15 protein-coding genes and 1 pseudogene are annotated in these 16992 nt (G+C 67.5%); 5 read left to right on the top strand and 11 right to left on the bottom strand.

The features are described from left to right. A pseudogene (locus ACPEES_RS01450) lies at window positions 1-102 on the top strand (IS481 family transposase); the annotation flags it as partial. Window positions 103-216: 114 nt separating this feature from the next. On the opposite strand, the gene glcF reads toward ACPEES_RS01450, so the two are convergent. Genes glcF through ACPEES_RS01435 form a run of 3 tightly spaced genes read right to left on the bottom strand, consistent with a single transcriptional unit; the run spans window position 217 to window position 4030 of the window. Beyond that, entirely contained in the window at window positions 217-1446 is a 1230-nt protein-coding gene (gene glcF, locus ACPEES_RS01445; RefSeq protein ID WP_435100233.1) for a glycolate oxidase subunit GlcF, read from the bottom strand. Between the two features lie 6 nt (window positions 1447-1452). Continuing rightward, complete coding sequence (glcE, locus tag ACPEES_RS01440; RefSeq protein ID WP_435100230.1) at window positions 1453-2523, bottom strand: glycolate oxidase subunit GlcE; 1071 nt, start codon at window positions 2521-2523, stop codon at window positions 1453-1455. A 7-nt stretch (window positions 2524-2530) separates the two neighbouring features. After that, window positions 2531-4030, bottom strand: coding sequence for an FAD-linked oxidase C-terminal domain-containing protein (locus ACPEES_RS01435; RefSeq protein ID WP_435100227.1), 1500 nt, complete (start codon window positions 4028-4030; stop codon window positions 2531-2533). Between the two features lie 212 nt (window positions 4031-4242). Between ACPEES_RS01435 and ACPEES_RS01430 the strand changes: the two genes are divergently transcribed. Next, window positions 4243-5271 (top strand): LacI family DNA-binding transcriptional regulator, encoded by a 1029-nt coding sequence (locus ACPEES_RS01430; protein WP_435100224.1) that lies wholly within the window; start codon window positions 4243-4245, stop codon window positions 5269-5271. 109 nt (window positions 5272-5380) lie between these two features. Here ACPEES_RS01430 and ACPEES_RS01425 read toward each other — a convergent pair whose 3' ends face one another. From ACPEES_RS01425 to ACPEES_RS01400, 6 genes are read right to left on the bottom strand one after another with little or no spacing between them, the layout of a single operon-like run. Next, window positions 5381-6079: a nucleoside/nucleotide kinase family protein gene (locus ACPEES_RS01425; protein ID WP_435100221.1), complete on the bottom strand. Its 699-nt coding sequence runs from the start codon at window positions 6077-6079 to the stop codon at window positions 5381-5383. Next, window positions 6072-6935: a TIM barrel protein gene (locus tag ACPEES_RS01420; protein WP_435100218.1), complete on the bottom strand. Its 864-nt coding sequence runs from the start codon at window positions 6933-6935 to the stop codon at window positions 6072-6074. Before ACPEES_RS01420 ends, ACPEES_RS01425 begins: the two co-directional genes overlap by 8 nt. Further along, window positions 6932-8017 (bottom strand): ABC transporter permease, encoded by a 1086-nt coding sequence (locus tag ACPEES_RS01415; protein ID WP_435100215.1) that lies wholly within the window; start codon window positions 8015-8017, stop codon window positions 6932-6934. The genes ACPEES_RS01420 and ACPEES_RS01415 overlap by 4 nt, the downstream gene beginning before the upstream one ends. Then, window positions 8014-9036 carry an ABC transporter permease gene (locus ACPEES_RS01410; RefSeq protein WP_435100212.1) on the bottom strand — a complete coding sequence of 341 codons (1023 nt, stop codon included), beginning with the start codon at window positions 9034-9036 and terminating at the stop codon, window positions 8014-8016. Before ACPEES_RS01410 ends, ACPEES_RS01415 begins: the two co-directional genes overlap by 4 nt. Further along, complete coding sequence (locus ACPEES_RS01405) at window positions 9029-10543, bottom strand: sugar ABC transporter ATP-binding protein (RefSeq protein WP_435100209.1); 1515 nt, start codon at window positions 10541-10543, stop codon at window positions 9029-9031. Before ACPEES_RS01405 ends, ACPEES_RS01410 begins: the two co-directional genes overlap by 8 nt. A gap of 16 nt (window positions 10544-10559) precedes the next feature. Further along, window positions 10560-11570 carry a substrate-binding domain-containing protein gene (locus ACPEES_RS01400; RefSeq protein WP_435100206.1) on the bottom strand — a complete coding sequence of 337 codons (1011 nt, stop codon included), beginning with the start codon at window positions 11568-11570 and terminating at the stop codon, window positions 10560-10562. Window positions 11571-11853: 283 nt separating this feature from the next. Between ACPEES_RS01400 and ACPEES_RS01395 the strand changes: the two genes are divergently transcribed. Then, window positions 11854-12765, top strand: coding sequence for a pirin family protein (locus tag ACPEES_RS01395; RefSeq protein WP_435100203.1), 912 nt, complete (start codon window positions 11854-11856; stop codon window positions 12763-12765). A 39-nt stretch (window positions 12766-12804) separates the two neighbouring features. On the opposite strand, the gene ACPEES_RS01390 is transcribed toward ACPEES_RS01395, so the two are convergent. Continuing rightward, window positions 12805-13425 (bottom strand): YdbL family protein, encoded by a 621-nt coding sequence (locus ACPEES_RS01390; RefSeq protein WP_435100200.1) that lies wholly within the window; start codon window positions 13423-13425, stop codon window positions 12805-12807. 38 nt (window positions 13426-13463) lie between these two features. Then, on the bottom strand, window positions 13464-15593 hold the full coding sequence (locus ACPEES_RS01385; RefSeq protein ID WP_435100197.1) for a hypothetical protein: 2130 nt from the start codon (window positions 15591-15593) through the stop codon (window positions 13464-13466). An 89-nt stretch (window positions 15594-15682) separates the two neighbouring features. On the opposite strand from ACPEES_RS01385, the gene ACPEES_RS01380 reads away from it, so the two are divergent. Together ACPEES_RS01380 and ACPEES_RS01375 are read left to right on the top strand one after the other, a co-directional pair. Next, window positions 15683-16351 (top strand): excisionase family DNA-binding protein, encoded by a 669-nt coding sequence (locus tag ACPEES_RS01380; RefSeq protein WP_435100194.1) that lies wholly within the window; start codon window positions 15683-15685, stop codon window positions 16349-16351. Further along, window positions 16341-16922 (top strand): RES family NAD+ phosphorylase, encoded by a 582-nt coding sequence (locus ACPEES_RS01375; RefSeq protein ID WP_435100191.1) that lies wholly within the window; start codon window positions 16341-16343, stop codon window positions 16920-16922. Before ACPEES_RS01380 ends, ACPEES_RS01375 begins: the two co-directional genes overlap by 11 nt. Window positions 16923-16992 lie beyond the last annotated feature (70 nt).

The following is a 16992-nucleotide window of genomic DNA, read 5'->3' as shown; positions in this document are numbered from 1 at the left end:
CTGCATCACCGAACGCCGGTGCAGACCCTCAAGGCATGGCAACGGGATCGGCCCGAGTTATTTCGAAAATTGGTATACGATCACCCGAGTCTCGACAATTAGTAAGTGATCTCCCGTCCCTGCGCTATGAGCTCGGCGGTATTGCGAGCTACTTTCAGCACCTGGTCCCGCGGCCGCTCCGGTGTAGCGGAGGCATTTCAGGCCGAGCCTGGCCGCTTATCCGTTGCCGGCAGGGTTATCGACCCGCACCAGCTCCAGCCAGTGACGCACCGGCACCGCACTCGCTTCTTGCAGATGGGTCAGGCAGCCGATGTTGGCCGTGGCGATGAGCTCTGGCTCGCCGGCGGTGAGGTTGCCGAGCTTGCGCGCGCGCAGGTCCTTGGCCGCCTCGGGCATTAGCACCGAGTAGGTGCCCGCGGAGCCGCAGCACAGGTGGGCGTCGGCTACCGGCGTGAGCTCGAAGCCGATTTTCGTCAGCAGGGCCTCCACGCGGCCGGCGAGGCGCTGGCCGTGTTGCAGGGTGCAGGGGCTCTGAAAGGCGATGCGCCGCGGGGCCCGGTCGTCCGGCCGCAGATAATCCGCCCACCCCTGGATGAACTCCACCGGGTCGACGGCGAGCGCGCTGATGCGTTCGGCGCGATCCCGGTAGTCCAGGTCGTCGGCGAGCAGATGACCGTAGTCCTTGACCTGGGTGCCGCAGCCGCTCGCATTGACGACGATCGCCGCCGCGCCGGCGTCCACATGGGACCACCAGGCGTCGATGTTGCGCCGGGCGTGCTCGCGCGCTGCTTCCGGGGCGCCCAGATGCTGGTCGACGGCGCCGCAGCACACAGCCTCGGGGGTGCGGATCACCTGGAAGCCGAGGGCATCCGCGATGCGGGCGGTCTGGGGATTGATCACCGGGTCCAGGCTCGGTTGCACACAACCTTCCAGCATCAGTACGGACTTCTCGCGCTGGCCGTGGGGCCAGGCCGGCGCGCGACGGCGGGGCGGGATCTTCTCCCGCAGCCGGGCGGGTACGACCGGACGCACACTGCGGCCCAGCGTGAGCAGCGCCGCAAAGAGCCGGCGGCGCGGTACGACCTGGCGCAACAGCCAGCGCAGGCGGCGGTCGGCCGGGGCTCGGGGGACTTCGCGCTCGACGATCTCGCGGCCGAGATCCGCCAGCCGGCCGTATTCGACACCGGACGGGCAGGTGGTCTCGCAGGCGCGACAGGTCAGGCAGCGGTCGAGATGGACCTGCAGGCTCTCCGTGGGTTCTGCGCCCTCTAGGACTTGCTTGACCTGATATATACGCCCGCGCGGGCTGTCCAGTTCGTCCCCCCAGAGCTGATAGGTGGGGCAGGTGGCGAGACAGAATCCGCAGTGGGTACACCGGCGCAGGATGGCGTCGGCCTCCCGACCGGTGTCGGTGTCACGGATGAAATCGGCGAGATGTGTCTGCATGGTACGTCACTCCGGATACAGGCGTCCGGGGTTGAAAATGCCCTGCGGGTCGAAGGCTGCCTTCACGCGTTGATTAAGGCGGGCGAGGGTCAGGCGTAACGGGTGAAAGACCTCGCCGTCGCGATTGCCACCACGGAACCAGGTGGCATGGCCCCCGACTGCCTCCACCAGCTCACGGATGTGTTCGGGGTGCTCGTCGCTTCTCAGCCACAGCTGTTGCCCTGCCCAGTCGGCAGCGAGGTCGCCGGGCAGGCCTTCCGGTGCGCGTCCCGGTGGCAGGGCGATACGCCATAGCGGCGTTTGCAGGGCAGCACCGAAGAACGGGTGCGACTGGTCGCGCCAGCTGGCCCAGAAGCGGGCGCCTTCGTCGAGGCGGTCGCCGCCGATCTCGGCGAGGCCCTGTTTGACGCCCGACACCGTGCCGGAGAGACGGATGCAGGCGGAGGTTCCGTCGTGGATCGCCGCAGAGACGGGGATACCGGCGCGCAGCCAGCGCTCGATCCGTGCGTAAAGCGCCGACCACGGCAGCTCCAGGCGCACGCTGGTCTCGGTCTCCGGGCGTGGCAGCACCTTCAGCGAGACGTCGAGGATCACGCCCAGCGTGCCCATGGCGCCCGTCGCCAGGCGCGAGACGTCGTAGCCGGCGACGTTCTTCATCACCTCACCGCCGAAGCGCATTGCCTCGCCGCGGCCGTTGATCAGCCGGATGCCCAGCACCATGTCGCGCACCGCGCCGGTGAACGGTCGCCGCGGGCCGGAGAGGCCGGCGGCGACGGCGCCGCCGAGCGTGCCCGCACCGCCGAACTGCGGCGGCTCGAAGGCGAGCATCTGGCCGTTGTCGGCGAGCAGGGCCTCGATGTCGGCGAGCGGCGTGCCGGCACGGGCGGTCAGCACCAGCTCGGTGGGTTCGTAGCTGATCACGCCGCGGTGCTCGGCGATATTCAACGGTTCGCCACGGGCACGACGGCCGTAGAAGGCTTTGCTGCCGCTGCCGCGCAGCTCCAGCGCCCGGCGGTCGCCGGCGGCGTCGCTGACGGCGGCGGCGAGGGAGTCGGTTCGATCACTGTCGTTTTGCATGGTGTGCTCAGAATCGCTCCAGCTCGGGGTGAGGGAGCTGGCCCTGGTGGACATGCATGGCGCCGAATTCAGCGCAGCGGGATAGCGTCGGCACTGCCTTGCCCGGGTTGAGCAGGCGTTGCGGGTCGAATGCGTTCTTCAGCGCGTGGAACTGGTTGAGCTCCCGCGGCTGGAACTGCACGCACATCTGATTGATTTTCTCCAGGCCCACCCCGTGTTCGCCGGTGACGGTGCCACCCACTTCGACGCACAGCTCCAGGATGCGGCCACCGAACTCCTCGGCGGTCTCCAGCTCGCCGGGGCGGTTGCCGTCGAAGAGGATCAGCGGGTGGAGGTTGCCGTCGCCGGCATGGAAGACGTTGACCACGCCCAGGCCGAACTCCTCGGAGAGTTCGTTGATGCGCCGCAGAACGTAAGCGAGCTGCCGCCGCGGAATGGTGCCGTCCATGCAGTAGTAGTCCGGGGATATGCGGCCGACGGCGGGGAATGCGGCCTTGCGGCCGGCCCAGAAGCGGGCCTTCTCGGCCTCGTCTGCGGCGACCTGTATGTGCGTGGCGCCGTGTTCGCGCATGAGCGCCTGCACGGTTTCGAGCTGGTCATCCACCTCGGCATCGGTGCCGTCGAGCTCGCAGATCAGGATCGCCGCGGCGTCGGTGTCGTAACCGGCGTGGACGAAATCCTCCGCGGCCTGGATCGCGGGGCCGTCCATCATCTCCAGTCCACCGGGGACGATACCACCGGCGATGATGGCGGCAACCGCGTGGCCGCCGCTTTCCACGTCGTCGAAGGAGGCCATGAGCACCGCCTTGGTGGGCGGTTCCGGCAGCAGCTTGACGGCGATCTCCACGATTACCGCGAGCATGCCCTCGGAACCGTGCATCAGCGCGAGCAGATCGTAGCCTGGGGTGTCCGGCGCCTCCGAGCCGATGGTGACCACTTCGCCATCGATGGTCACGGCGGTGACTTCGAGCACGTTGTGCACGGTCAGGCCGTACTTCAGGCAATGCACGCCGCCGGCGTTCTCGGCGACGTTGCCGCCGATGGAGCAGGCGATCTGCGACGATGGGTCTGGCGCGTAGTAAAGGCCGTGGGGGGCGGCCGCCTCGGAGATGGCGAGATTGCGTACACCGGGCTGAACCCGGGCGATGCGGCGTTCCGGATCCAGGGAAAGAATGCGGTTGAACTTCGCCAGCGACAGCAGGATGCCCTGGGGATGGGGCAGCGCACCGCCGGAGAGACTGGTGCCCGAGCCTCTGGCCACCACCGGAACGTTGAGCTCATTGGCCACGCGCAGTACCGCGCGGACCTGCTCGACGGTTTCGGGGACCGCCACCACCAGCGGCAGCTGCCGGTAGACGGCGAGCCCGTCGCATTCGTAGGCCCGGCGCCCGGCCTCGTGGACGATCAGGCTTTCGCCGGCGAGAATCTCGCTCAGGCGCTTGATGAGGTCGTCGGCGTCGACCTCGAAGCCCGTATCCTCGCTGCGGTAGTGGGAGTGCACCGCCATCACCTCACCTCCTCGCATTGGTCAGACCAATGTAGCACATCCACCCGGTGGTCTGACCACCATGCACGTCATGTGCCCGGTAGGGCGCCGCGTGACTGCAGCGAGTCCCCTTCGAGCCGGTGGCGCGCGGGGGGATCTTCGCGATGGAATATCCCACGGCCCGGGTAGTATAGAATCGGGGCGCGTAATCGACTGCCGATAGGCTTGCCTGTATGTCGCGTGAGGGCGGAAGACGCAAGACGACCATCTACGATGTCGCCAGGGAGGCGGGGGCTTCGTCGGCGACCGTGAGCATGGTTCTCAACGGTAGCTGGAAGCAGTACCGCATCAAGCCGGAGACCGCCGAGCGCATACTCGATACCGCGGTACGCCTCGATTACAACGTCAACATGCTCGCCCGCGGGCTGAGGTTGTCCCGCTCGGGGCTGGCGGGGATGATCATTCCGCACTATCGCAATCGTTTCTTCGCCAGCCTGGCGGAGACGTTCGAGGCGGCGGCACGGCGGCATGGGCTGTGCCCCATCGTGGTAAGCACCCAGCGCGACCGCGACAACGAGCGCGGCGTGGTGGAGGCGCTGCTCTCCCAGCGCGTGGAGTCCGTGTTCATCGCCGGCGTGCATCGGCCGGAACCCCTCAACGATCTCTGCCGGGCGCACCGTATTCCCTGTGTGAACCTCGATCTGCCCGGCGAGCACGCGCCATCGGTGGTCTCGGACAGCCGCGCCGGGGCCCGAGAGCTTACCGAAGCGATCATCACCGCCATGCGCAGCCGCGGTGAGGACGCTGAGGCGCTGTGTTTTCTCGGCGGCCGTGCCGGCGACTACGCGACGGACGAGCGTGTCGCCGGATTCAACGAGGCGCTGGAAGGGCAGGGCATCGCGGTCGACGAGCACCGCATTCACTGCTGTGGCTATTCCCCGGATGCGGCGCGGCGGGAGGCCAAACGGCTGGTGCAGGCGCTCGGCCGTCTGCCGCCGGGGCTTTTCATCAACTCGATCACCGCGCTGGAGGGGGTCATCGGTCTCGCGAGCGAGCTCGCCGAGCCCATCGAGGACCGCGTGATTCTCGGTTGCTTCGACTGGGATCCTTTCGCCGCCGCGCTGCCGTATTCCATTCTGATGATGCGTCAGAACGTCGAGGCGATGATCGAAGAGGCTTTCGTGCAGGTCGCCCGGGCGGGCGAGCCGCCGTACCCGTTCATCAAGATCCCCACGACGTTCGAGATCACGTCACTGAGCTAGCGCGACATGATGTTTTGACCCGTCCGCCTCAATGTGGCTCCGTGTCAGCGGCTTACGCCGTCCTCAGCATGACCCACGGAACGTCGGGGACGGGCATCAGTGTCCTGGTTCAGGACGCCGGATCTGTGTCCGGCACGAAGCGGGCGTCCGGCCCGTCCTGCCAGGTGAGCACGCGGGAGGCGCGCGGCCGGCTGGCGGCGATCAGCGCCGCATTGGGTTCGTCCACGCTCGCGACCCAATCGCGGGCCGCCGGCGGGCTGCGGCCGAAACGCACGTGACGTGCCACCAGACGCTGCCGGCGCAGTGGGGGATCCACGTGCAGATACCAGGTCTCGTCCAACGTGTCGGCGATTGCGCTCCATGGTGCGTGGTCGAGGAGCAGGTAGTTGCCTTCCGTCACCACGAGTCGGACGCTGGGCGGTACGCCGATGGAGGCCGCGATGGGCTCCTCGATGTCGCGATAGAACCCCGGGGCGTAGACCGTCTCGCCGGCGCGTGGTGTCCGCAGCCGCTGCAGCAGCGCCAGGTAGCCATGGGCGTCGAAGGTATCCGGTGCACCCTTGCGCTCGCTGCGTGCCAGGCGCTGCAGTTCCCGGTTGGACAGGTGGTAGCCGTCCATGGGCAGCAGTTGCGCCGCCGGGCCCAGGGCCGAGACGAGGGTCTCGGCCAGGGTCGATTTGCCGGCGCCGGGCGCTCCGACAATGCCCAGCAGCTGCCGGGGTCCGCGCTCCATCAATGCCCGGGCGTGCTCGATCACGTCGCGGTCGAGGCCGCCCGTATCGTTGTCGGCGGGGGGCGGCTCATGCATGGCGGGCCGCCGTCAGCTTGGCGTTGAGGAACTCACGGGCCTGGCAGGCCAGGTCCATGCTGTCCGTCCACAGGTTGCGCCAGATCGCCAGGTCACTGGACAGCCCCGCCATGACCACCTCGGAGGAAAAGCTCTCGAAGGTAATGCCGCCACGGTAGCCGATACGGTTCAGGGCGTGAAAGAAGGCGGTGAAATCGATCGCCCCCGCGCCCAAATAGCCGCGGTGGTTTTCGCCGACATGGACATACCCGAGGCGGTCGCCGCAGTCGAGCACCGGTTGGGCCATGTCCGATTCCTCGATATTCATGTGGTAGGTGTCCAGGTGCACGAACACGTTATCGGCGTCGATATCGTCGATGAAGTCGAGGGCTTCGCGTGCCGTATTGATGACGTTGGACTCATAGCGGTTGACCACCTCGATGCCCAGATCGATGTGCTTGCCCCGCGCCGCGCCGGCCAGATCGCGGAGTACGCCCACCGCGTTGGCGCGGCCTTTCGCGGTGACCGGCCGGTCGTACTTGCCGAGGGCGCTGTAGAGTGCGCCGCACAGGGTCTTCGCGCCGAGGTCGTTGGCCACCTCCAGGGAATCGTGGAGCAGTGTCTCGCCACGGGCCACCGTATCCGGGTCGTCGCTGGAGACGTCGGCATCGAACGCCAATCCGCGGGAACAGGCGACTTCCAGCCCGTGTGTTGCAAGCACTTCGCGTGCGTGCGAGACATCCAGCGTGGTCGTATCGTGCAGCGACAGCTCCAGTAGGTCGAATCCCGCTGTCTTGCTGTTCGCCACGGCTTGCTCGATGGATGCCTTGTGCACGTCGCCGACCCACACCAGGGCGTGTACACCTAGCTGATTCATGACTCTGTCTGCCTCTCGTTGACGATGGGGTGATCCGGCTTCACCGGCCGCGACCCGCCGGGGCCGGCCGCACGGCGGGGACCGCGCTGCTGCTGCCACCACGCCCACGCGAAGCGCAGCGCCATGACGAGCACGAGCAGCAGGCCCCACAGCGCCGTGGCGAGGTGCTGGTTGGTGCCGAGTAGATTGAGGCCGGACCCGATCACCTGGAGGATGACCAGCGAGATCAGCACCGGCAGAACCCGGCCGAAGCCTCCGAACGGGTCGACGCGGCCGAGAAAGCAGGCGAGCACGGTGATCAGCAGGTAGGATTCGCCGTGGCCGACGCGCACGGAGTTGAAGCGTGCCAGCATCACCATGCCGGCCACTGCGCACATGATCCCCGAGAGCGTGTACACCAGTGTGATCACCCGCGTCGTGTCGACCCCGGAGTAGCGCGTCGCCTCGATGTTGGAGCCGCTCAGGTAGATATTGAAGCCGAGCCGGGTGCGGCCGAGGATCAACGTCCACAGCGCCACGCAGACGCCGAAGATCCACAGCGGCAGCGGGATGCCGAGCAGCAGGCCCTGGCCCAGCGTGGCGACGATGGGCGGAAAGCCCGAGACGTCGCCGCCGCGGGTGAGAAACTCGCCCAGCCCGCGCAGGAAGATCATCATCGACAGCGACACCAGAATCGGGTGTGCCCGCGTATGGGCGATGATGACGCCCATGAGCCAGCCGATGACGGCGCCGCTGACCAATGAAGCCGCCACGGCCAGGATGAAGACCCCGGTGCCGGCGTCGGGGCCGCCGCCCGCCTGGATGGTCCATGCGAACACCAGCGCGGAGAAGTTGGCGCTGTAGGTGATGGCGAGATTCAGGCCCGCCGTCAGCATGGGGATCATCATCGCCAGCGCGAGCAGACCGAGCACCGGCAACTGGAACGCGATGGAGGTGAACGTCGCCTGGGAGAGGAAGCGCTCCGTGGTCAGCCCGAACAGGGCCACCAGTGCGATCAGCACGGCGATCAATCCCAGGATCTCGCGGATACCGGCGGAGGCGTTGCGGACGTCGTCGTGGAGTCGTGCGATCAGGCCGTTCATCGGGAACCTCCGGCCAGCCGCGCGCTGCGTACCCGCTCGACGAGCATGCTCATGCCCTCGTTGGAAAGCGCGATCGCCACGAGAATGATGCCGCCGACGATCATCTTGAACGCGTAGGGCGAAATGCCCATGAGCGTGAGCCCGTTGCGGGTGAGGGTGATGAGCATCAGGCCGAGCACGGCGCCGAGCAGGGTACCGCGGCCGCCGCCAAGGCGGGCGCCGCCGAGCACAACGGCCGCGAGTACTTCGAGCTCCCGGCCGTAGAGCGCGTTCGGCACCACCTCCTGGGCATAGTGGGCCTGCATGAGTCCGGCGATGCCCGCCATCGCGCCCAGCCACCCGTAGGCGAGATAGTGCATGGCGGCGATGTTGATACCCAGCCGCCGGGCGCCTTCCGGGTTGTCGCCCATGGCGAAGAGCTGGCGTCCGACATTCAGCCGTCGCAGCAGCAGCCAGGTCAGGGCGACCGCCACCACCATGACGACGACGGGCAGCGTGATCTCCGCGTAGCCCATGGCGGTCTCGTGCTCCAGCACGATCACCCGGTCCACCCACCAGTCCGGCAGGAAATAAATGGACCGCCCCTCGGTGAAATACATCAGCCCGCCGAAGTAGATGTTGAACGTGGCGATGGTCACGATGATGGAAATGATGCGCAGGTGATGGATCAGCGCGCCGTTGATGGCGCCCAGGCAGAAGCCGTAGGCGGTGGCGAGGACGAAGCCGACCGCCCAGTTGCCGCCGCCGAGCTGCATCACCGTCAGCGCGACCAGGTACTGGACCACCGAGGCGGCCACCGCGAACGAGATGTCGATGCCGCCGGCGATCAGCACCACCAGCAGGCCGGCGGCGAAAATGATGCTCACGGCCGAGTAGTTGAGGATGTCGGCGAAGTTGACCAGTGTCAGGAACGTATCGGTGGTCAGCGACAGGAAAACGCACAGCGCGGCGATGACGCCGAGCAGCCATTTCTCCGTCGACTCGATGCGCGGCCACCTCAGGGCGTCGCGTTTATTCATGAACGGCCTCCTCGATCCGGGCAAGCGGTACCTCGCCGGGGACGAAGGCCTCCACCAGCCTGCCGTCGCGCATGTGCAGCACGCGCTCGGCGTTGTAGTAGACCTCCGGGGTCTCGTCGGAGATGAGCACGATGGCCATCCCCTGGGCGGCGAGCTCGCGGACGATCGCGAAGATCCCGGCGCGGGCGCCGACGTCGACGCCTACCGTGGGGGAGTCGAGAATCAACACTCTGGGGTTCGTCGCCAGCCATTTCGCGAGCACCACGCGCTGCTGGTTGCCGCCGGAGAGCGTGGAGACCGGGTCGTCCGTATCGCCGGCTTTCACCGCCAGCCGTTGTACCCACTCGCCCACGACCGCGCGTGTCTTCGCCGGTGAGAGCAGCCGCAGGCCATCGAGCAGGCGGTCGATAACGGTGACCGCGATATTGCTCGCGATGGACTGTTGCTGTATCAGGCCCAGCGCGAGACGGTCCTCGGAGACGTAGGCGATGCCTGAAGCGATGGCGTCGCGGTTGGAGCGCAGGCCCAGGGGGCGCCCGTCGAGGTGAATGCGGCCGGCATCCGGTCGTGTCATGCCGAACAGCGACAGCGCGAGCTCGGTGCGCCCGGCGCCGAGACGCCCGGTGATGCCAAGGATCTCGCCGCGGTGGAGCTCGAAGCTGATGTCCTCGTATTCGCCGGCGCGACTGAGACCGTCGACGTCGAGAACCGGTGCGCCGATATCGGTGCGGCCGGCATGCACCGACTCGTCGAAGGTGCCGCCGGTCATCAGCTCGGTGAGCCGGCTCTGGGTCATGCCCTCGGTGGGGAAGGTGCCGACGTACTCGCCGTCGCGCAGCACGGTGACGCGGCTGCACACGGCGAGTACCTCGGCCAGGCGGTGGCTGACGAAAACCACCGCGATGCCCGCGTGCGAAAGGCGACGGACGATCCCCAGCAGCGCGTCGGTCTCGGCCCGGGTCAGCGAGGCAGTGGGCTCGTCCATGAACACCAGGCGCGCGTCGGCCACCAGTGCCCGCGCGATGGCGACGATCTGGCGCTGGGCGATGGACAGGCGGTGGAGCGGCTGGTCGAGATCGAGCTCGACGCCGAGGCGCCCGAGAATCTCCGAGGCCCGGTGGTGCATCGTGGTCCGGTCCACGAGTCGGGGGCGGCCGCCCAGGTTGGCCTCGAAGGCGATGTTCTCGGCGACGCTCATGTGGGCGAACAACGCCAGGTCCTGCCATATCACCTGAATGCCGAAGGCGCGTGCCGCCGCCGGCGTGAGCCCGGTGACGGGTTCCCCGTCGAAGCGCAGGGTCGCGCCGGGTTCCGGAGCATGTACGCCGCTGACGATCTTGATGAGCGTCGATTTCCCGCATCCATTCTCCCCGGCGAGGCACACCACCTCGCCGGGGTCGATCTCGAAGGAGACGGACTTCAACGCCTGAACACCACCGAAGCGCTTGGAGACGTTGCCGATGCTCAGCAACGGCGTGCGATCGTTCGGGGCTGATTCAGTCCGCATGGCTGGTGCCCCCCGGTCAGAGACCCATCTTCGCGAGCTTGTCGACGGTGTTCTCGTTCAGGGGCACCAGCTCGTCGACGATGATGTCGCGGCCCTCGAAGTCCGGATGGACGGTGCCGAGGCCCTCGATCTCCATACCGTCCTCGATGGTCTCGCCGCGACTGAGCATGGTGCCGAGGGTGACGAAGACTTCACCGGCCTGCTTCGGGTTCCACATGAAGCCGCCGGCGAGCAGGCCGTCGTGGACGAGTCGCCGTCCCTGTCCGGGGGAGAACGGACCGAGCACGACGATCTCGCCGCCCTTGCGGCGCTCGCCGACGGCGCGCGCGGCTCCGATGGGGCCCTGGCTGCCGAAGGCGAGCACGCCCTTCATGTCCGGATTGGCGCGCATCAGGTCGAGTGTGGTGCGGCGGGACTGGTCCACGTCCTCGGCGACGCCGTAGCGTTCGCCGATCTGCGTCATCTGCGGGTGGTTCTCCTCGAGATAGGCGATCGCGGCGTCCGCCCAGGCGTTGTGGAGTGGCACCGTGAGCGAGCCGACGAAAACGGCGTACTTGCCCTTGCCGTCCATGAGCTCCGCCAGGCGCTTGCCGTAGGCTTCACCGAAGCCTTGTGCCGAGGCGAGCTCGAAGTCCCAGTCGACGTTCTCCTGGCCCGGGGACTCGTGGGAGATCACGGTGATGCCGGCTTCCTGCGCCCGCCCGAGCACGGGCTCCAGGGCTTCGGCGTCGTTGGGAACAATGCCGATGACGTCCACGCCCTGGGCGATGAGGTCCTCCACGGCGCGCACCTGCAGCGCCGGATCGGCGCTGGTCGGCCCCACCATGAAGCCATTGACGCCGAGCGCCTCCGCGCGTTCCTCGATGCCGTCTTCCATGGCGTTGAACCAGGGAATGCCGCCGACCTTGGCGACGACCCCGATGGTCGGCGGCTCATTGTCCTGGGCGCAGACGCCGAACGGGACGGCCGCCACGCCGAGGGCGAGCGCGCCCCTCACCACTACGCGGTGCATCCAGTCGAAGACCATGATGACTCTCCTCCTTCCGACTTGTGATGGCTTCGAAGGACGAAGCCATTTGTTCGTATGAGCAGGCTGTGGCGCTTGTTGAATCGATTTAGCAACGCTTTACTCACACCCTGCGCTTTTGAAACTCTCAGCAAAGGCACGCGCCTGTCAACTGTGATCGACTGTCGAAGGTACCCGGCATGGGCGCGCATCGGTGACGGGCGGATGGCGCCGCCATTGCCCTGTGTCCGACCGCGGACGGGGTCTATGCTTGTTTGAGATCGAAGACCATGGAGTACCCCTCATGAGCTGGCTGCCTGCTGAAGAACCCGCCGGCGAGCCCGGTGGCTGCCCCGCGCTCGAAGCGGAGCTCGTTCCCCGTGCACGTGACCTTGGTGGTTTCGAGGTGCGTCGCGTGCTTCCGGCGGCGCGGCGCCAGATGGTCGGCCCCTTCATCTTCTTCGATCAGATGGGGCCGGCGGCGTTCGAGGCCGGCGAGGGCATCGACGTGCGCCCACACCCGCATATCGGCCTGGCGACCGTGACCTACCTGTTCGATGGCGAGCTGATGCATCGCGACAGCCTCGGCAGCGTTCAACCGATCCGGCCCGGCGAGCTCAACTGGATGACCGCCGGTCGCGGCATCGTTCATTCCGAACGCACGCCCGCGGCGGTGCGTTCGGGGCCGTCGCGCCTTGCCGGTATTCAGTCCTGGGTCGCGTTGCCGGATGGTCAGGAGGATTCCGCCCCGGCGTTCGTTCATCACGGTAGCGACGAGCTGCCTTTGCTGGCGGACGACGATGCCCGGGTGCGGGTGATCGCGGGGACGCTATACGGTGAGCGCGCTCCGGTGGTGACGGCTTCCGGCCTCTTCTACGCCGAGGTGCATCTGGATCCGGGGGCGTCGCTGGTATTGCCGGCGGAGCACGAGGAGCGGGCGATGTACCTGGTGGCCGGGGAGATCGAGATCGCCGGTGAGGTGTTCACGCCGGGCCGCATGCTGCTTTTCCGCCCGGGTGATGCGGTGCCGTTCCGCGCCCGGAGCGCGGCGCACGCGATGCTGCTCGGCGGCGAGGCAATCGCAAGCCCGCGCTTCATCTGGTGGAACTTCGTGGCGAGCTCCCGCGAGCGCATCGAACAGGCGAAGGCGGACTGGCGGGCGGGCCGTTTCGACCCGGTGCCGGGGGACGACGAGTTCATTCCGCTGCCGGAATGAGCCGGCGGCGGCGCGCCGCCGGCCGCGTCTGCGCGGGCGCTATTTCTGCACCCAGGCCCCGCTGTCGTTCTGGTAGTACCAACCGCTCTGGGCGTTGCTGACCCAGCGGCCGGCGAACACGTCGCGGATCTGGTCTTCCCACTCCGGGTGATCGTTGGCGATGGCGATCTCGCGGTAGAGGGCCTTGCGATCCTCGTTCTCCGCGGCCACGAGCTGGCGTACCTGGCCGCGTTCGGGCAGGGGCACGGCATTGAGATCGCGCACGGTCACCAGCGCATCCCGGGTCAGCCCGATGGCGCCGGAGGCATAGTACGGGCGAAGCTGCTGGTGGCGTTGCTCCATGGACGCCGTCAGCCGCTTGATCGCCGGCGTGGAGATGTCGATCCGCGGCTGTTGCGCATGGGCCGGGGCGATTAGCACGTTGAGCACGCGCATGGCCACGGGCAGGGATGCCTCCGGTGCCCGGCTCTGTGGTTCGGTCTCCGATTCCGGCGCACCGTCCTCGCCCTCGGGACGCTCGCCCTTCGGCCCCCAGACATCCTCGATAATGCGGTCGGCGGCTTTCTCTGCGGCCACGGCGGGGAAGTACACGTTGATGGTCACGCAGGCAGCGAGCACGAGGAACACGGGGACGATGCTCAAGGCTTTGAGTTGACGCACTCGGGGCCTCCTTGGTCTTGAGTGGCGATGGTCGCGTGTCACTGTACCACCGGCTTGCGGTCGCCGGTGACGCTCTTGATCTGCTCGATGAGGGTGGACCAGCTCACGCGCTGGGCGTGGCCGATGACGTCGACCCGGGGCAGGCCCGCGCCCTCGACGATGTAGTAGCCGATTTCCGCCGGAGCGACGCCCCGCATGAGGCAGACGTCGTCCTGCAGGGCACAACCCAGCCCCAGGCGGCGGTAGCCGAAATCCTCGAACACCTGGAGAAAACCCCGGGAGAGCGCGCCCGCCGCGCCACTGCCACCGATATCCGACAGCGCCTGGATGGCGCGCTGGCTGATGCGGTGGCGCACCGGGTCGTCCTCCGGCGTGTGGAACCAGGCCCGGAACGAGGCGGGTTCCCAGGCGAGCAGGCGCAGATCGGTGATCTCTCCGTCCAGCGTGCCGGTGATGCGCCCGAACTCGAAGGCGCGCGTGAGGGTCTCCAGGTCCAGGCCGTCGACGCTCACATCGGCCGTGAGGCGGGGAAGGGTGCCCAGGGGATCCGTCAGGGCGAGCTCGCTCACGCGGACTTCGCCCTGGAACGCCTGCAGCGTGAGCGCGCCGCCGAGCGTCGCCACGCCGTCGGCATAGCGTAGCGTGGGCAGGCGGCCGGAGAGGCTGCCGGCGAACCTGGGCCAGCCCAAGGCGGGGGTGAGCTCGCCCAGGCTGATGGGGGCGATGCGCGCGTCGATCTCCCCGCTCGGCGCTTCGGTCGTAAGGTCGTCCAGCGCCAGGCGGTTGATTTCCAGGGCACCGTCCAGGATCGGGATGCGGGCCGGCGCCTGCAGCGCCAGGCCGTCGCCGTGCAGGCGCACGGCCATCTCCGTTGCGCCGACGTCCACGCCGTAGAGTCGTCCGCCCGCAACCCGGAGCTCGCTCGCCGGCGGTGCTTCGAGCGGCTCCGCGCGCCAATGCAGCCGGCCCGTCAGCCCGCGTAAACCGTGCTGTGCGCCGGCGGCGAGATCCACACCCTCCAGGGAGAGGCTGGCGCTCCGGGGTTCGCCGCCGGCATAGTCCAGAGTCAACGTGGCCTCGCCGGCGGTGGTGAGCGTCCCCGCCGGTGTTCCCACCAGAAACGGCTGCGCATAGCGCTCGTAGGCCGCGGGCAGGTGCAGGGTCAGGGGCTGGAAGCGGGCCTGGATCACCCCGGCGCCGGCTTGCCATTCCAGCTCTCCCTGGCCCTCGGCGACGCCGGTGTGAGCGAGCCGCAGACGCTCCAGACGCAGGGTCGCGAAGCCGGCCGGCGCCACGACGTCTGTGTTCACCGTCAGTGGCTGGCCGGCGAAGTCGACGAACACCGGGTCGGAATAAATCTGGCCCCGGGGAAGGGAGAGCGCCCCCTGGCCGTGCCACTCGGCGCCGCTGCGGCGTGCTGCCCAGCCAAGGCGTCCCTCGAGTCCCTCGGCGGCCTGCAGCCCGGTGGCGTTGCTCCAGGCGAGGGCGTCGGCGTTGATTTCGCCGGCGCTGCGCACGACGCCGTCAGGGGTGGCGCTGATCGTGGCATTCACGCTCATGGTGCCGGCGTCGACTTGCCATCCCTCGGGAAGCCGGCCGGCAATGCCGGCGAGGCGGGCCGCCGGCAGACGCTGTCCCTGGAGGTTGACTCGCCAGCCCTCCGGGCCGTCATGGGCAGCGATTCGAAGCCGACCGTCCCCCACCGGCAGGTCTTGCACCGTGACGTCGATGGCGCCGGAGGCCGGCTGGTAGGCGATGTCCGCCCGGAAGCTCACGGCGCCCAGGGGCGGCCAGCTCGCGCTTACTTCCGCGTTTTCACAGCCGCGGACCGTGCCGGCCAGCGTGGGGGCGGTGCAGGTGACGCGCAGGTCCGTCACGGGAGGTTGCTTCGCCACGTCCAGTGCCATGCGCGCGGCGCTCAGCGTGAGACGATCCGCGGCCAGGTCGAATGCCACCTCTGCATCATGAATCGCGCCGCCGGCGAAAGTGATGTCGCCGGCGCGCAGTGTGAGTGTTTCGATGGCCGGCACGGACAAGGGCACGAACAGCAACGCCGCCGCAATGCCATAGCGAGGCCACCGCCGGGCGGGCCGGGGACGATCGGCCGCCGGTGCCGGTTCGCCGTCGCTCTCCGAAAGCCGCGATTGTTCACTTACCGGATCGGTCATTCGTCGGCGCCTGCGCTTGTTCCGTAGTGGTTGTGCTGGTGCAAATTCTATATAATTTGGCTCATCACAACCATTCGGAGCATTACGCGATGACTGTGCGCGATGCGTCGGAACGAGACTATCCAGGGGCACCTGGCGCCGCCAGGCGAGCGGCAACCGAGGCAGCAAAGCAGCATGCGGGGATACTGCAGCACGGCAAGGGTGGATACCCGCATTCGCCGTCACCTCGCGAGGCATTGGCTCGTCGTCTGGAGGCACTGGTGGCCGGTGCGTCTGATGACGTTGTGGCACGCGCGCTTGCCGAAGATGACATCGGTACGGTTACGACACTGGCCATCGAAGAGACGTTCGCGCGCGAGCTGACCGCGGTGGAGAAGTCGCGCCTGCGGGGGGTGCAGTTTAGGAAAGACCTGCTGGAGCGGGCCGGAGGCACCCTGTCCGTTGACGAGGCCGCCAAGCTGTTGGGGGTTACCCCTGAGTCGGTCCGCAAGGCCAGCCGTAGCGGCAGTCTCATTGCAATCCGTTCCGGCAAGCGGTTTCTGCTGCCCGCTGTGCAGTTCCACGAAGGTCAGGAGTTGAAGGGGCTGCGGCGTGTGCTTAGGGCGCTGTCGGTTGACAGCCCCTGGATGCGGCTGAACTGGCTGCTCTCTCCCGAGCCCCGCCTGGACAACCGTCGCCCGGTAGATGCGCTTCTACAAGGCGATATCGATGAAGTGAGAGAAGCCGCAACACTTTACGGAGAGCAGGGTGCCGCCTAGCGAATTTCCGCCAGGGGATTTTGCGACGCGACGCCTGCCCATCGAGACTCTGGAAGCGGATTGGTTCTTGTACCGCTCGCACCAGCGGCGGTACGAGCCATTATTCTTCAGTGTCGGGCACCCCAAGAATCGTTTCGACGACCCTTCGTCGAGATTCGGTGTCTGTTACTGCGCGCTTTCGCCGGAAGGGGCGTTTGCCGAAACATTCTTGCGTCAGCGCCGCGGTGATTTCGTTGACGCAACCGAGCTCGAATATCGCTCGCTTGCATCGATCAAGATTATCGAAGCCCTCCCCATGGTGGCATGCTACGGAAGCGGTCTGAGCCGACTCGGCGCGACGGCAGCCATGAGCGCGGGCGAGATGGCGAAAGCGCAGGCATGGGCGCAAGCAATCCGTGACCATCCCGACGAACCCGCCGGACTCATATACCGGGTTCGACACGACAATGATCAGTTCGGTGTCGCCGTTTTCGACCGCGCTCAGTCCAGCCTCGAATGGGCGGACTCTCAGAGCTGGCGGTATAGCCCACACCTAAATGCTATCTGTGCCCGCTACGACTTGATTCTCTGAAGCGCTTCACGGCGTCGAGCGAAGAATCGCCCCCGGGGCCCGTCCAGATTCATCCTGCAGCCCACTCGCC

This window comes from Arhodomonas sp. AD133, assembly GCF_051195215.1.
Classification (GTDB): Bacteria; Pseudomonadota; Gammaproteobacteria; order Nitrococcales; family Nitrococcaceae; genus Arhodomonas.
Note: the sequence above shows the minus strand (reverse complement) of the source record. Positions and strands in the feature narration are given on the sequence as shown.

Coding starts and splice junctions, on each gene's coding strand:
- ACPEES_RS01395 (WP_435100203.1), top strand. CDS start 11,854: ATGAGCTGGCTGCCTGCTGAAGAACCCGCCGGCGAGCCCGGTGGCTGC.
- glcE (WP_435100230.1), bottom strand. CDS start 2,523: ATGCAAAACGACAGTGATCGAACCGACTCCCTCGCCGCCGCCGTCAGC.
- ACPEES_RS01380 (WP_435100194.1), top strand. CDS start 15,683: ATGACTGTGCGCGATGCGTCGGAACGAGACTATCCAGGGGCACCTGGC.
- ACPEES_RS01405 (WP_435100209.1), bottom strand. CDS start 10,543: ATGCGGACTGAATCAGCCCCGAACGATCGCACGCCGTTGCTGAGCATC.
- glcF (WP_435100233.1), bottom strand. CDS start 1,446: ATGCAGACACATCTCGCCGATTTCATCCGTGACACCGACACCGGTCGG.
- ACPEES_RS01430 (WP_435100224.1), top strand. CDS start 4,243: ATGTCGCGTGAGGGCGGAAGACGCAAGACGACCATCTACGATGTCGCC.
- ACPEES_RS01420 (WP_435100218.1), bottom strand. CDS start 6,935: ATGAATCAGCTAGGTGTACACGCCCTGGTGTGGGTCGGCGACGTGCAC.
- ACPEES_RS01385 (WP_435100197.1), bottom strand. CDS start 15,593: ATGACCGATCCGGTAAGTGAACAATCGCGGCTTTCGGAGAGCGACGGC.
- ACPEES_RS01415 (WP_435100215.1), bottom strand. CDS start 8,017: ATGAACGGCCTGATCGCACGACTCCACGACGACGTCCGCAACGCCTCC.
- ACPEES_RS01410 (WP_435100212.1), bottom strand. CDS start 9,036: ATGAATAAACGCGACGCCCTGAGGTGGCCGCGCATCGAGTCGACGGAG.
- ACPEES_RS01400 (WP_435100206.1), bottom strand. CDS start 11,570: ATGGTCTTCGACTGGATGCACCGCGTAGTGGTGAGGGGCGCGCTCGCC.
- ACPEES_RS01435 (WP_435100227.1), bottom strand. CDS start 4,030: ATGGCGGTGCACTCCCACTACCGCAGCGAGGATACGGGCTTCGAGGTC.
- ACPEES_RS01425 (WP_435100221.1), bottom strand. CDS start 6,079: ATGCATGAGCCGCCCCCCGCCGACAACGATACGGGCGGCCTCGACCGC.